This is a genomic window from Paenibacillus sp. 01L418 (assembly GCF_056400045.1).
In genome coordinates this window covers 1-13,648 of the sequence record NZ_JBFTSN010000050.1, presented here as the reverse complement: position 1 = coordinate 13,648, position 13,648 = coordinate 1, and the positions used below count along the sequence as shown (strand labels likewise).

The 13,648-nt window shown below is 41.8% G+C and carries 15 protein-coding genes; 10 read left to right on the top strand and 5 right to left on the bottom strand.

What is annotated here, in order from left to right:
* Positions 1 to 74: 74 nt before the first annotated feature.
* Complete coding sequence (locus tag AC1DSE_RS09750) at positions 75 to 680, top strand: S-Ena type endospore appendage (protein ID WP_477510576.1); 606 nt, start codon at positions 75 to 77, stop codon at positions 678 to 680.
* Positions 681 to 735: 55 nt separating this feature from the next.
* Here AC1DSE_RS09750 and AC1DSE_RS09745 read toward each other — a convergent pair whose 3' ends face one another.
* Entirely contained in the window at positions 736 to 1,077 is a 342-nt protein-coding gene (locus AC1DSE_RS09745) for a DUF3992 domain-containing protein (protein WP_076270281.1), read from the bottom strand.
* A 26-nt stretch (positions 1,078 to 1,103) separates the two neighbouring features.
* Positions 1,104 to 1,478 (bottom strand): DUF3992 domain-containing protein, encoded by a 375-nt coding sequence (locus AC1DSE_RS09740; RefSeq protein ID WP_441885457.1) that lies wholly within the window; start codon positions 1,476 to 1,478, stop codon positions 1,104 to 1,106.
* Between the two features lie 1,064 nt (positions 1,479 to 2,542).
* On the opposite strand from AC1DSE_RS09740, the gene AC1DSE_RS09735 reads away from it, so the two are divergent.
* The 3 genes from AC1DSE_RS09735 to AC1DSE_RS09725 all read left to right on the top strand — a co-directional run bounded on the left by AC1DSE_RS09735 (position 2,543) and on the right by AC1DSE_RS09725 (position 3,722).
* Positions 2,543 to 2,737 carry a transcription initiation factor TFIIIB gene (locus tag AC1DSE_RS09735; protein ID WP_477510577.1) on the top strand — a complete coding sequence of 65 codons (195 nt, stop codon included), beginning with the start codon at positions 2,543 to 2,545 and terminating at the stop codon, positions 2,735 to 2,737.
* Between the two features lie 202 nt (positions 2,738 to 2,939).
* Positions 2,940 to 3,206: a hypothetical protein gene (locus AC1DSE_RS09730; RefSeq protein ID WP_441885453.1), complete on the top strand. Its 267-nt coding sequence runs from the start codon at positions 2,940 to 2,942 to the stop codon at positions 3,204 to 3,206.
* A 210-nt stretch (positions 3,207 to 3,416) separates the two neighbouring features.
* Positions 3,417 to 3,722, top strand: coding sequence for a YunC family protein (locus tag AC1DSE_RS09725; RefSeq protein WP_076270277.1), 306 nt, complete (start codon positions 3,417 to 3,419; stop codon positions 3,720 to 3,722).
* A gap of 81 nt (positions 3,723 to 3,803) precedes the next feature.
* On the opposite strand, the gene mtnA is transcribed toward AC1DSE_RS09725, so the two are convergent.
* Together mtnA and mtnK are read right to left on the bottom strand one after the other, a co-directional pair.
* Complete coding sequence (gene mtnA / locus AC1DSE_RS09720; RefSeq protein WP_076270276.1) at positions 3,804 to 4,859, bottom strand: S-methyl-5-thioribose-1-phosphate isomerase; 1,056 nt, start codon at positions 4,857 to 4,859, stop codon at positions 3,804 to 3,806.
* A 25-nt stretch (positions 4,860 to 4,884) separates the two neighbouring features.
* Positions 4,885 to 6,096 carry an S-methyl-5-thioribose kinase gene (mtnK, locus tag AC1DSE_RS09715; protein WP_477510578.1) on the bottom strand — a complete coding sequence of 404 codons (1,212 nt, stop codon included), beginning with the start codon at positions 6,094 to 6,096 and terminating at the stop codon, positions 4,885 to 4,887.
* Between the two features lie 144 nt (positions 6,097 to 6,240).
* On the opposite strand from mtnK, the gene AC1DSE_RS09710 reads away from it, so the two are divergent.
* The 6 genes from AC1DSE_RS09710 to sufB all read left to right on the top strand — a co-directional run bounded on the left by AC1DSE_RS09710 (position 6,241) and on the right by sufB (position 12,277).
* On the top strand, positions 6,241 to 6,822 hold the full coding sequence (locus tag AC1DSE_RS09710) for a DUF1802 family protein (RefSeq protein ID WP_477510579.1): 582 nt from the start codon (positions 6,241 to 6,243) through the stop codon (positions 6,820 to 6,822).
* Between the two features lie 282 nt (positions 6,823 to 7,104).
* Positions 7,105 to 7,884, top strand: a complete 780-nt coding sequence (gene sufC, locus AC1DSE_RS09705; RefSeq protein ID WP_076270273.1) for a Fe-S cluster assembly ATPase SufC — start codon at positions 7,105 to 7,107, stop codon at positions 7,882 to 7,884.
* A 21-nt stretch (positions 7,885 to 7,905) separates the two neighbouring features.
* Entirely contained in the window at positions 7,906 to 9,213 is a 1,308-nt protein-coding gene (sufD, locus tag AC1DSE_RS09700) for a Fe-S cluster assembly protein SufD (RefSeq protein WP_339204088.1), read from the top strand.
* Positions 9,210 to 10,436: a cysteine desulfurase gene (locus AC1DSE_RS09695; protein WP_477510580.1), complete on the top strand. Its 1,227-nt coding sequence runs from the start codon at positions 9,210 to 9,212 to the stop codon at positions 10,434 to 10,436. Before sufD ends, AC1DSE_RS09695 begins: the two co-directional genes overlap by 4 nt.
* Positions 10,423 to 10,851: a Fe-S cluster assembly sulfur transfer protein SufU gene (sufU, locus tag AC1DSE_RS09690; RefSeq protein ID WP_441909156.1), complete on the top strand. Its 429-nt coding sequence runs from the start codon at positions 10,423 to 10,425 to the stop codon at positions 10,849 to 10,851. Before AC1DSE_RS09695 ends, sufU begins: the two co-directional genes overlap by 14 nt.
* A gap of 28 nt (positions 10,852 to 10,879) precedes the next feature.
* Positions 10,880 to 12,277 (top strand): Fe-S cluster assembly protein SufB, encoded by a 1,398-nt coding sequence (gene sufB, locus AC1DSE_RS09685; RefSeq protein WP_076270269.1) that lies wholly within the window; start codon positions 10,880 to 10,882, stop codon positions 12,275 to 12,277.
* 306 nt (positions 12,278 to 12,583) lie between these two features.
* Here sufB and AC1DSE_RS09680 read toward each other — a convergent pair whose 3' ends face one another.
* Positions 12,584 to 13,384: a DUF2935 domain-containing protein gene (locus AC1DSE_RS09680; RefSeq protein ID WP_477527628.1), complete on the bottom strand. Its 801-nt coding sequence runs from the start codon at positions 13,382 to 13,384 to the stop codon at positions 12,584 to 12,586.
* Between the last annotated feature and the right edge of the window lie 264 nt (positions 13,385 to 13,648).

Here is a 13,648-nt window from a genome sequence, read left to right as displayed (position 1 = left end):
ATAACCATGTGCCGGAAAGATACATTTAATATAAGTATGAACTGGAATATGGTTTTTTTGAAAGAGGGGGGAATATGCTGAAAAGGAGATTCTGTTCAAAGAAAAAGCCCTTATTTGAATTAATGAATGTTCTCATGGTGAAACCCTCTTTTATTCAAATAAATAAGCAAAAATCAAAATATATAATAAAGAAAAAATGCTGTAAAAAAAGAGCCCGAAGGAAGAGATGTTTCCCGATATTTCCGTGTCCTCCTAAGCGATGTCACAGGCCAAGACCGAGACCATGTCCAAGGCCTAGGCCGTGTCCTTGCCCGGATTCACCTTGCGTTGATCCTGCGACTATGCTGGTCGAAAAAGAATGCTGTGGAAATATATTACTTCAAGGTAATCTAACGGGACTTCAAATATGGGAAACAGATATTGAAGCAAAAGTTAAGGTGGCGCAAATTACTATATACTCGAGTCCATCGAGCACAGATCCTTTGGAAGTAGAAATTGTTGGTACAGAAACTAAACTAATGATTGTACCACCTGGTAATACGGTTAATTTTATTGGTGAAGGCATTAAATCTGTAAAAGTTTCTGCAAAAGGTAATGAGTTACTTTATATTGAAGGAAAATATGTAATTTCAACTACGATTGGTCTGCATTCAAACCCCATTCCATTAAATGAACAATAATAAAGGGTGGTTCTTCAATAAATGAAGAACCACCCATTATTATTAAGTTATAAGATTAAAGACTATAACGGACAGTAATACAAAACTCCCCTTGTGCTGCTGCCGTCGTAGTTAAGGAAATGGTATTAAATCGTGCTACCGTAAATGATGCACTGCCTCCAACAGGAATAACTATGGTTTGAATAGCTGCTACGATTCCTGTTCTGAAGAAGTTTACTGTTAATGGTGCTGTACCGGTTTCATATTTAACATATCCTGTACCATTGATGGTTTGTGATATATTGTCCGAATAAATGATTTGGGTCCCAGCTGCAGCTAATTGCCAATTTGAGCACACTTTATCTTGCACAATGACTTTATCTGAGCAACAACTAAGTGTAGAATTTGTTTCACACATATTCCTTTATCCCTCCACTCATTATTTTATTGGACAGGGTAACGGGTAGTTATGCAGAACTCCCCTTGATAGGTACCTGGTGAAGCTGCTGGAAGCGTTATTTGAATGGCACTGAAGCGCCTATACGTAAAAGCAAGACTCGTTCCGGGAGAGAGTGTAAATGGAGCAGCATTGATTGGATTTCCCGTGCTGTCGAGAAAATCAAATGTAATATCATCTGGACCGATGTCGTATTGCAAATATCCAGTACCAACTATATTTTGGTTAATATTATTTGTGAAGACGACAACTAGGACATCAGCAGCGACAACGGTGCCACTCCATGGTGTACATACTTTATCTTGTACAAAGTTTTTATCAGCACAACAAGTTAAAGCAGTTGCAGAATTATTACAACCCATACCTAAATCCCTCCTATTTATAATTTCTAACTATTTAATGCAGGCATTAACCTGCCCGCTTGGACATCTGCCTGAGGTGAGAAATATCTTTTAAACAAGACGACATACGATCATGCAATTTCTATGGGTAATAGACTAGAGAGAGAAGAAGAACCATACAAAATGAAGATCGAAGGGATTTGTCATTGGAGAAACATAATTAGAGCCTAGCATTTTCAGAAGAATGCAGGAGCATAAATAAGCAAACATCCAATAATGCCAACTTACTTTTGCATATACTGATGTTGCAGTGCCTTGCTTTTTACATTATGTAAAAGAAGGGGGTCCAAAACCCTCGAAAAACACAAAAAAGCCCTATCATGACAGGCTTTCATTTGGTTTTTCATGATTATTATCTTAAATGAAAATTAAGTGTAAACTTTTTTAAATGACTAGTTTTTTACTAATCTTGAGACCAGTTTGTGAGTTTGTTGAGTTGAATTGTGATTGTGAGAAATATATGTAGCTGGCTTTCCACTTTGAGGGGAGTCTTTTTTTGATTAATTTTGTTTCGACATAGTTTGAGACAAATTATATGCCAAATTGTATAATTATTGGAAAGTTAGGAAGGTTTGGTGAAATGGTTATTTCATAGGGAGGAGAAATGTTTTGAATGATGTAAATACATATAAAGGGTGCTGAGGAGCTTGAGTGAAGGTGACGATGTTGTAGTTATAGGAGGCCATAGGACGGCTTCTATATTGGTTATCAATTAGATGGGCATAAATTCTGGGAATTAACTGGTGTCTCTTTTTCGACTGAAGTATCTTCGTTAGAAGTCCGTAAATACAAATACCATTTAGCAGGACATTTGCATCATGCCATATTGCCGATAAGTAGGCTGCTATAAGTTAAAATGAAAAACATCCGAGTTTGTTAACCTGTTGATTTTCTTTTTTGAAGAGGTAAGGTGCAGGAGTGCCTGACGTGTAAGTATAAGTATAAGGATAGTAAGTATCCGTTTTGTTGTGATTAGTTTGATTAGAAAGGCAAGGAAAGGTTAAGTTCAAAGGGAGAGGTTCGAGATGAAAAAAGAAGAAGTTTGTCCCGAATGTGGAGGAACCAACTTTGGGAAAGGTAAGTCGCACGGTGAAGCCAGAGTATACCCTATGAAAAAAATACTAACTTTAGGATCAGATGTTACTCATGTAATTTGTATGAAGTGTGGATATATTTTAAAAAGTTTTGTTATTGAGCCACATAAATTTGAGGATAAATAAAGTGAATATCGACATTTGCGAATATATTAAAACAAGTGTTTCATCGAAAACTCAACATGAAAGGAAATTATTGATGTAAGCAGGAGTTACGATAGATCATTGGGTCAATTTTCTCCCAATCATATAATGCAGATAGATAACTTCATTTGGACTTCAGTCGGGAGAGGTACATATCACGGTTTCATTTTAGGGAGATGAGGAGATGAAAATCAATAAGAAGTATAATTATTGGGTATTTTATTTTGACGAATCAAATGATGATGATAGGCAGCGTGTTGCTGCGATTTGGGATGGAGAATGGCATGGTATAGAATTGCTGGATAAGTCTGATACCGAATTGAAGGAATATCTAATAGAAGTAATTGATGATTACAATGTATACACAGGTGAAAAAATCAATAGAAATTTGATTGAACATGCTATAAATGAGATAAAGAAAATTAAAGAAGAGTTGAATTTTTTAGGGTAATGAAAACTCTGTTTCATGTGGCTCCCAACATGCAACAAGAGCCGACAGTGCAGATTGATTCACTTATCAACTTGTGATCGCATTTGTGATTTCACCCCTCAACCACTGCATAAATAAGCAAACATCCAACACTGCAAACTTACTTTTGCATATACTGATGTTGCAGTGCATTGCCTTTTACATTATGTAAAAGAAGGGGGTGGATCCTATATGATGCGGATGGTTCCTTTCACACTGGAGAATGGAGAAACCGTTCTTGGCGTTGAAGTGAAGCTGCCCAAAACAACTTTGCTCGCTATCATGACGGACAAAGGATATATTATGTGCGGTGCGCTTGATGTTTCTCTGCTTAATGAGCGACTCAAAGACCGGGAAATTATAGCTGGCAGAGCTGTTGGAGTAAAAACGTTGGAAGAGTTGATGGAAGCCCCTTTGGAATCCGTTACTTTAACAGCAGAGACAAAGGGTGTTGTAGTAGGCATGAAGGGCTCGGAAGCGCTCCAATTGATGCTTTAACCAAAAGAAAACAAAGAGCCCCAATCAAGCTGTACGCGTGAATGCCGCGAACAACAGATTAGGGCTTTTATTCTCTAATGATTATTCAAAAAGTTTGCGAAGATTAACATCGTATGGCGCTTGGACGATGCCTTTTTCAGTAATAATGGCTGTTACATATTCATTAGGCGTTACGTCGAAGGCCGGATTGTATACTTTAATGCCCTGAGGGGCTGTACGCTTGCCGAAGCCTTCTGTAATTTCTTCCGCATTGCGCTCTTCAATTGGAATTTCAGAACCAGTCGGCGTATTCAAATCAATTGTGGAAAGAGGACTCGCTACATAAAAAGGAATGCCGTGAGCTTTAGCGAGTACAGCTACGCTGTACGTTCCGATTTTGTTAGCTACATCACCGTTTGCAGCAACGCGGTCAGTACCTACGATAACCGCATCTACCCAGCCCTTAGCCATAATCATACCAGCCATGTTGTCGCAAATAAGCGTAACATCGACGCCTGCCTGCTGTAATTCAAATGCAGTTAACCGAGCGCCTTGAAGGACAGGACGCGTCTCGTCAGCATATACACGCAGTGTAATACCGCGTTCCAAGGCTAAGTAGAAGGGTGCAAGAGCTGTGCCGTATTTAGCCGTAGCCAAGCCGCCAGCATTACAGTGTGTCAATACACCCATATCATCTTTAAACAATGATAGTGCATGTTCACCGATCATTCTGTTTGTTTCTTCATCTTCGCTTTGAATCGCGATTGCTTCCGTTAGCAAAGCGGCTTTGCTTTCCTCAAGCGACAAGCCTTTCTCGATGTAAGAAGCGGCAGCTGCTTTCATGCGATCAAGTGCCCAGAACAAGTTAACTGCGGTTGGTCTTGAAGTCGCAAGATATTCTGCTTGCTTGACGACTTGCGCGAGCCATGCCTCAGTGGTTTGCTCATCTCGGCTGCCTAGAACGACTCCGTAAGCTGCTGAAATGCCGATGGCTGGAGCTCCGCGTACTTTTAAGTGGCGAATCGCTTCCCATACATCCTCTGCAGTCGTTAAAGGCAAATAAACGATTTCTTCTGGCAAAAGCCGTTGGTCAAGTAAATCAAGCCTGTCTTCGGTCCAGATAACCGATTGCAAGCCAGCATAATTATTTGTTGTCATGGTGTCATTTCCTCTCTGTGTTCAATCATTTATTTGCAAGTGATAAGGCAACGTCGATAACTTCCTCAATGGATTGCGTATTGCGGTTGTTGCGAATCAGCGATGTTCCAATAGCAAGAGCGAGGCGCTGAGCTTTCTGTTTAGCAGCTGCATCAGGGATACGATCTACATCGATTACATGAGACAAACCGACGATTCGGCGTACGGTTTTGCAGCCTGCAAAACCAACAGCGTCCTGCAGCAAACGATTCATATAGTAATCTTGGTAGCCTGGTGTTGAAGAAGCAATACGATCGAGACCATGCTCATCCCATAATGCACGGAATTTTTGATCGAATAGGTTCCACACATCACGCACCGAATCGGTCAAATAACGACGGAAGTCATTTCTCGTTTCTGTATCCGTGCTCCAATGCTCTTGTCCTGCAAAGTTGAGAAGCAAATTCGCAATAACAGCACCGATGTCGAAGCCAATTGGACCATAATAAGCGAATTCAGGATCGATGACCTTTGTAGATTCAGGCGTTACGAAAACACTGCCCGTATGAAGATCGCCATGCAACAGCGCTTGTGCATTTGTTAAAAATTTGTCACGCAGAATCGCTACTTCAAAATGAAGCTGTGAATCCTGCCAAAGCGCCTCAGCAGCATCCTGAATAGTTGGATCAAAGCTGTTGTTAGGCGAATTCGTATAAGGATCGTCGAATATAAGATCCTCTGTTATTTTACATAACTCAGGATTAATAAAAGCTTTTACGCGCTGCTTCTTTTCCTGCTGGTTCATGCCAAGATCAGAGGTGAAAAATAAAGTCCGCGCCATAAATGTTGAAATATCGTCCGCGAATTTAGGATAACGTGTTCCGCCAATCAGCCCTTGACGCATGATAATATGATCGCTGAGATCTTCCATAATCGTGAGATAGAGCTCTGGGTCATATTTATAAACGTTTGGAACGAGTCCAGGAGCAAGCTCGCCTTCCAAAATAAGCTTATCACTTTCAATACGTGCACGATCGAGTGTAAGTGGCCAAGACTCCCCAACAACTTTAGCATAAGGAAGCGCCTGTTTCATAATAAGGCTCTTGCCGCTGCTAGAATCAACGATGTGGAAAACCAAGTTTAAATTACCGTCTCCAATTTCTCGGCTGGTTAAACTTGCTCCCTCTGGGAAATAACCGTCAAGCGAAAGAGCTATTTGAATGGCTTCTTGTTCTGATAATGGATGATATGCAGACACGGCTGTCCACCTCCGGTTTATAGTAGTTGGGCAGCAATGCCCAGTATTCATCTCAACATAGTATAATGTATATTATTTCGCCTTGGAATACCCTCATTTGATATAATGTTATCAATTATAGACAAGTTGGATGGAGGAAGTATAGTGACTGCACAAAAAGAACAACAGTCGATCGCTTTGAAAGAGTGGGCTGTCAGTGTAAAAGCGCTCGCAGAGGGGCAGCAAATTATCGTTATGCGTAAAGGCGGAATCATTGAAGAAACGCGAGATTTTCAGCTTATTAGCCCCTGCTTTTATTTAATGCCTGCTTACGAGCACCAGAAGAAACATCTTCTAAAGGAGCAATATGTTGACGGTTTGGATGAAACGTTAGCGAATTGGTCGATAGACATGGAAACGATTAAGCTAGAAGCTTACGCTGAGGTCGTTGAAGATATTGAAGTAACGGATCAAGAAACACTCGATCGTTTACGCGATTTGCATATATGGACAGATACGTTTGCAGAGGAAAGATTGCGCTGGAAAAAAACCAAGCCGCTGCATGTTTTATTGCTTCGAGTTTACCGATTGGAGAAGCCTTTGGAAATTTCGATGAGGCCTGCTTATAATGGATGCAAATCTTGGGTAAGAATGGAAGATGAAATACCATCTCCAAAGATTTTGCCTGTACTGGATGAAGAAACATTTCTGTCAGAAGTTCAAAAAATTAAAAATGCATTGGCATAAAAGATTTATTTTGATCAAAGGATCTTACGAGGAAAACCCATCTAATTGCCGATTAAAGGTGAAATAGGAGAAATATAAGCCGAAATCAACCTTTAGCTTTTCGTTTTATATCTACAATAAAAAGACATTATCAATGAATCAAAGACATCTCACATTGATTTATAACAAAAACTATATTAAAATGATTATTGAGAATCATTGAGAATCACTCTATAATAGAAAGTCTATTATTTATAGAAGTGACTGAGCGAATTAAACCAACCTTGGAGGGATCAGCATATTATGTCTACTCATTTTGTCATTGATGGTCTGAAAGCGGCTATCGACGGAAAAGAGATTTTGAAAGGTATTAACCTAGAAATTAAAGGTGGAGAAATTCACGCGATCATGGGCCCGAACGGTACCGGTAAATCTACACTGGCATCCGCTTTGATGGGACATCCTAAATATGAAGTAACAGAAGGAACGGCAGTACTAGATGGCGCTGACATCCTTGAAATGGGTGTTGATGAGCGCGCACTTGCTGGTTTGTTTCTTGCAATGCAATATCCAAGTGAAATTCCAGGCGTAACAAACTCTGACTTTCTACGCAGTGCGCTAAATGCACGTCTTGGCGAAGGCAATGAAATCTCGTTGATTAAATTCATTCGCAAAATGGAAAGCAAAATGAAAGAGCTTGAAATGAATGCTGAATTCGCTCATCGTTACCTTAACGAAGGTTTCTCAGGCGGCGAGAAAAAACGTAACGAAATTTTGCAAATGATGCTTCTTGATCCAAAAATCGTTGTTCTTGATGAGATCGATTCAGGTCTTGACATAGATGCACTTCGTATCGTATCACAAGGCGTAAATGCTATGCGTTCGGAAGATCGCGGTTTCCTTATCATTACTCACTATCAGCGTTTGCTTAACTATATTACTCCAGACTATGTACATGTTATGATGCAAGGCCGTATCGTTAAATCGGGTGGTCCTGAGCTGGCTGAGCGTTTGGAAAACGAAGGTTATGATTGGGTAAAAGAAGAGCTTGGAATCGAAGATGAAACGGTCGGTCAGGCTTAAGCAGAGAAGGGGGCAAAACGGATGAGTACACAACTATCAACGCAGGCCAACCGTCAAGCTGCTGAAGCGCTGGCACGTAGTAAAGGCGAGCCGAACTGGCTTGTTGAACTGCGCGGAGAAGCGGCAGACCTTGCCGGAACACTCGGATGGCCTAAGCCGGAGAAGGTTCGTATTGAACGGTGGAATTTGACAGCACTAGGAAACTACGAGCAACCGACAACGGTTGGAGCAATTAGCGAACTTCCACAAGCTGTTCGTGAATTGATCACAGAAGGAACTGAAAATTTGCTTGTTCAACGTAATTCCGGCATCGTATGGAATCAGTTTTCAAACGAATTGGCTAGCAAAGGCGTTATTTTCACAGATTTGGAGACGGCATGCAAAGAGCATGGCGACCTCGTTCAAAAATATTTGTTCCAAGCAGTAGCGAAGGACGAAGATAAGCTTACAGCACTTCATGCAGCACTTTGGAACGGTGGCGTATTCGTTTACGTTCCTAAAGATGTTGAAGTCGAGCTGCCGCTTCAAGCGATTTTCTACAATGATAATGCTGAAGCGACATTTGCTCCGCATATCTTGATCGTAGCGGACAATAATAGCCGAGTGACATATGTGGATTGTGTTGTATCCGAACCGGGAGCAAGCAGTGCTCCTTTCGTACATCCATCTGTTGTTGAAGTGTTCGTGAAGCCAGGCGCTCATGTTCGTTTCAGCTCCATTCACCATATGGCTGAGACGGGCGTGGATATGTCAATCCGTCGTTCGGTTATTGAAAATGACGGCCAAATGGAATGGATTATCGGTGATTTGAATGACGGAAATACGTTGTCAGACACGAAATCCATGTTGAAGGGCACAGGCTCTACTTCTGATGCAAAAGTTATCAGCGTAGGCAAAAATGCTCAACAAAACAGCTTGACGACGCAAGCCGTTCACTTCGGCAAAAGCTCCGACAGCAACATGGTAACACGTGCAGTAATGAAGGATTCCGCTTCAGCGATCATCAACGGAATTACAAAAATCGAGAAGGGTGCGACGAAAGCGAACGGTGTACAAACCGAGAAGGTGCTCATGCTGAGCCCTAAAGCGCGCGGCGATGCCAATCCGATTTTGCTTATAGATGAAGATGATGTAACAGCAGGCCACGCAGCAAGCGTGGGGCAAGTAAACCCTGAGCAGGTATATTACCTAATGTCTCGCGGTATATCTAAGCAAGACGCTGAACGTCTAATTATTTACGGCTTTTTGGCTCCAGTCGTATCGGAAATTCCAGTCGAGGCGGTACGCGGTCAGCTTCAGCGTTTGCTCGAAAGGAAGCTAGAGGGATGAATATAAATGCGATTCGGGAGCAGTTCCCGATATTGCATCAAGAAATAAACGGGCACCCGCTCGTTTATCTGGACAGCGCGGCATCTTCGCAGAAGCCGCGCTCCGTCATTGATGCGGTTAATCGGTACTATGAGCTGGATAACGCGAACGTTCATCGCGGTGTGCATACACTTGGTTCCAGGGCGACTGATGCCTATGAGGGAGCGCGCGAGAAGGTAGCGAAGTTTCTGAATGCGGGAGCACCGGAGCAAATTATTTTCACACGCGGTACTACAACAGCACTAAACTTGGTTGCTTCAAGCTATGCACGCAGTGTATGCGGTGAAGGTGATGAAATTGTCATCACACCGATGGAGCATCACAGTAATTTAATTCCGTGGCAGCAAGCTGCTAAGGCCACTGGCGCAACGTTGAAATATATCCCGATGCAGCCCGATGGTACCATTTCTCTTGAGGATATTGAGAAAACGATCACTCCACAGACGAAGGTGGTTTCCATCACTTACGTCTCGAACGTGCTCGGTCTTATAAATCCGATTAAAGAAATTACCCAAATTGCACATCGTAATGGTGCCATTATGGTCGTGGATGGTGCACAGAGCACACCGCATATGAAGATCGATCTCCAAGATTTGGATGTTGATTTTTATGCTTTTTCTGGTCATAAAATGTGTGGTCCTACCGGCATCGGCGCATTATATGGCAAGAAGGCACTGCTTAACAAGATGGAGCCGATTGAGTATGGCGGCGAGATGATTGATTTTGTTGATTTTTATGAGTCTACGTGGAAAGAGATTCCGTACCGCTTTGAAGGCGGCACTCCCATTATTGCGGGTGCGGTTGGACTCGGTGCTGCAATTGACTTCCTACAAGAAATTGGACTAGATGAAATTGATCAGCATGAGAGACGTTTAGCCACATATGCTTACGAGAAGCTATCTTCGCTGGAAGGCATCACATTGTACGGTCCGAAGCAAAATCGTGTAGGACTCATCACATTCAACTTGGATGATGTACATCCGCATGATGTTGCGACCGTGCTTGATTCCAAAGGCATTGCGATTCGTGCAGGCCATCACTGCTGCCAGCCGCTAATGCGTTGGTTGAATGTATCGGCAACGGCAAGAGCAAGCTTTTATTTATATAATACTGAAGATGAAATTGACCGCTTAGCCGATGCCTTACTACAAACAAAGGAGTTCTTCGGTCATGCAATTGGATGATTTATATCGCAGAGTCATTATGGATCATTATAAAAATCCTAGAAATCGCGGAACCTTGGATGAAGAATCAGTTACCATCAACCTGAATAACCCTACTTGTGGCGATCGTATATCGCTGCAGCTGCAGGTCGTAGACGGCAAAGTTGCCAATGCGAAGTTCAGTGGTGAAGGCTGTTCGATCAGCATGAGCTCTGCATCGATGATGACAGAGGCGATAAAAGGAAAAACATTTGATGAGGCGCTTGCCATGGCTGAGAAATTCTCAGCTCTAATGAAAGGCGAACCGGTTGAATTTGATGAATATGAGGAATTGGATGCACTTTCTGGTGTAAACAAATTTCCTGCAAGAATTAAGTGTGCGACACTAGCGTGGAACGCTTTACGCAAAGGGATCGAGCAGCAAGAATCACATTAAACTAGATTTATGAGGAGCGTGAATGACCATGGCTAAATCAATGCCGGAAATGGAAGATTATAAGTATGGTTTCCGTGACGAGCACAAAGCCGTATTCGAATCAGGCAAAGGTTTAACGGAAGAAATCGTACGTACGATTTCGGATATTAAAGGTGAGCCGGAGTGGATGCTGGATTTCCGCTTGAAATCACTGGAGCAATTTTTCAAAATGCCGATGCCTAAATGGGGCGGCAACATGGATGAGCTTGATTTTGACGACATCCAATATTATGTTCGTGCTTCAGACAAGCAAGGGAAAACATGGGAGGAAGTTCCTTCCGAAATTAAAGAAACATTTGACAAGCTGGGTATTCCAGAAGCTGAGCAAAAGTTTCTAGCCGGCGTATCGGCTCAATATGAGTCCGAGGTCGTTTATCACAGCATGCAAGAGGATCTTGAGAAGCAAGGCGTTATCTTCACAGATACGGATACTGCGCTTCGTGAGTATCCTGAGCTTATGAAAGAATATTTCGGAACGATTATTCCTCCGAATGACAATAAATTTGCTGCTTTGAACAGTGCGGTATGGTCAGGCGGAAGCTTTATCTACGTACCAAAAGGCGTAAAATGCGAAGTGCCTTTGCAGGCATACTTCCGTATTAACTCCGAGAACATGGGTCAATTTGAGCGTACGCTTATTATTGCCGATGAAGACAGCTCCGTTCACTATGTAGAAGGCTGTACAGCTCCCGTTTACAGCACAAACTCTTTGCACAGTGCGGTAGTTGAAATCTTGGTTAAGAAAAATGCACGCGTTCGTTACACTACGATTCAAAACTGGGCACCGAATATCTACAACCTGGTTACTAAACGTGCGGTAGCTGATGAGAATGCTACGATGGAATGGGTAGATGGAAACATCGGCTCCAAGCTGACGATGAAGTACCCAGCTGTTGTCCTTCGCGGTCGCGGCGCAAAAGGTATGGTATTGTCCATTGCCGTTGCCGGCAAAGGCCAGCATCAGGATGCAGGGGCAAAAATGACTCACCTTGCACCAGATACGAGCTCGACAATTATTTCCAAATCAATCAGTAAGCATGGCGGTAAAGTAACATACCGTGGTCTTGCATCCTTCGGACGCAACTCCGACGGCGCGAAAGCTAATATCAAATGTGATACGCTTATTCTCGATAATGAATCAACGTCAGATACGATTCCTTATAACGAGATTTTGAACGATAACATCACACTTGAGCATGAAGCAACAGTATCGAAGGTTTCTGAGGATCAACTGTTCTACCTCATGAGCCGTGGTCTGAGCGAAGCGGAAGCAACGCAAATGATCGTAATGGGCTTCATCGAGCCGTTCACGAAAGAACTGCCGATGGAATATGCGGTAGAGATGAACCGTTTGATCAAGTTTGAGATGGAAGGTTCAATCGGTTAATAAAAACGTAGGCGTATCAAGGGCTAAACGGTTTCAAAATATCGTATGATAACGTTTTGATACCGTTTAGTCAAATACGCTACTACTTTGAATTTCTATTTGCTAGTAAATCGGTGAATCCGTAGATATTTTCTACGGATTCTTTTTTTTATTTCTTTAAGCAATTTCTGCAATAAATCGGGGAAACGGAAATCAAAAATGATTATAAATGAACAGTAAAAAAAATGACATCGAAAAATCCTCGACTGGCTAGGTCGAGGAGATAACTAATACAGACTGTATAGAAATAACCCTATGATTCAAAGATTAAACAGGTTTACCTGTCAGACTGTTTTCAAACATATCAATTATAACGAGGAAATGTTCTGCTTCTCGGAATACATGATCCGCCAATAACGGATGAATGATACTTTTTATACGGCAGGCTTCAATAAGGTCTCGAGCTGTACTTTTAAAGTCACGAAGCGATTTAACTGACACTCTATTTTGATCAAGAAATTGGTCAAGTAGCGGAACAGTTTGCGATTGAGGTCGCATAGACTCTAAGTCCCTTGCTTGAAATAGTAACGTGTCAAATTCTTCACTGAAGTTATTCGCTTGTTCCACTAACTGTCGCTCTGAAGGATCAAGCAAGTGACTAATGAATTTGGCGTGGTCTGCCATGATTCTTAGAAAGAAAACATTCTCGTCGATAATAGCATCAGGCAGTGGCTGTAACTGACCTAAATTTAATTCCGACAAACGATTTCTGAAATAATTAGCTTCTCTGCTCACATGATCAACTAACAATGGGAAGTTGTTTGCACCTGGAAGTTTGCAAGTCAGAATTAAACCGAGCACTTTTCTTTTGAAAGCCCAAATGTAAGAAACAGCAGTATAAACTTCTTCATTGAATCTTTTAATTACGGTAGGATCTGTTTCAATTGTATAAGCATTAGATTTATTTTCGATTGATTCAAAAACGGCATAGAAATGATTTGCTTCATTAATTAGTTGTGTATCTTCACATCGGAAACCCAATTTAAGAAAAAGAGAATGCTCTTTCATAATACGAGACCAAAACCTAACTTCTTCTAGAGAACGAGCTACAAATGACTGATCTAACAATGGCGAAATCCTCCCTTGATACATTATCTTTAAGAGTACTGTATGAAAGGAAGGTTTGTTCTATTCCCTTCCTAGTATTCTAAGTAGCTTCATTTAGTCATAGTCGAAATGGAAGGTTCAATCGGTTAACGATAGAGCCAATAGGAAAAAGGGGCTGTCCCAAAGTAGAATTTTCTACTTTAGGGCAGCCCCGTTTCCATGTTCATCGTATCCGTCTATTTTTCGAGTAGAAGCTTTACTGCTTTCTCGAAATAGCTGCTAAGC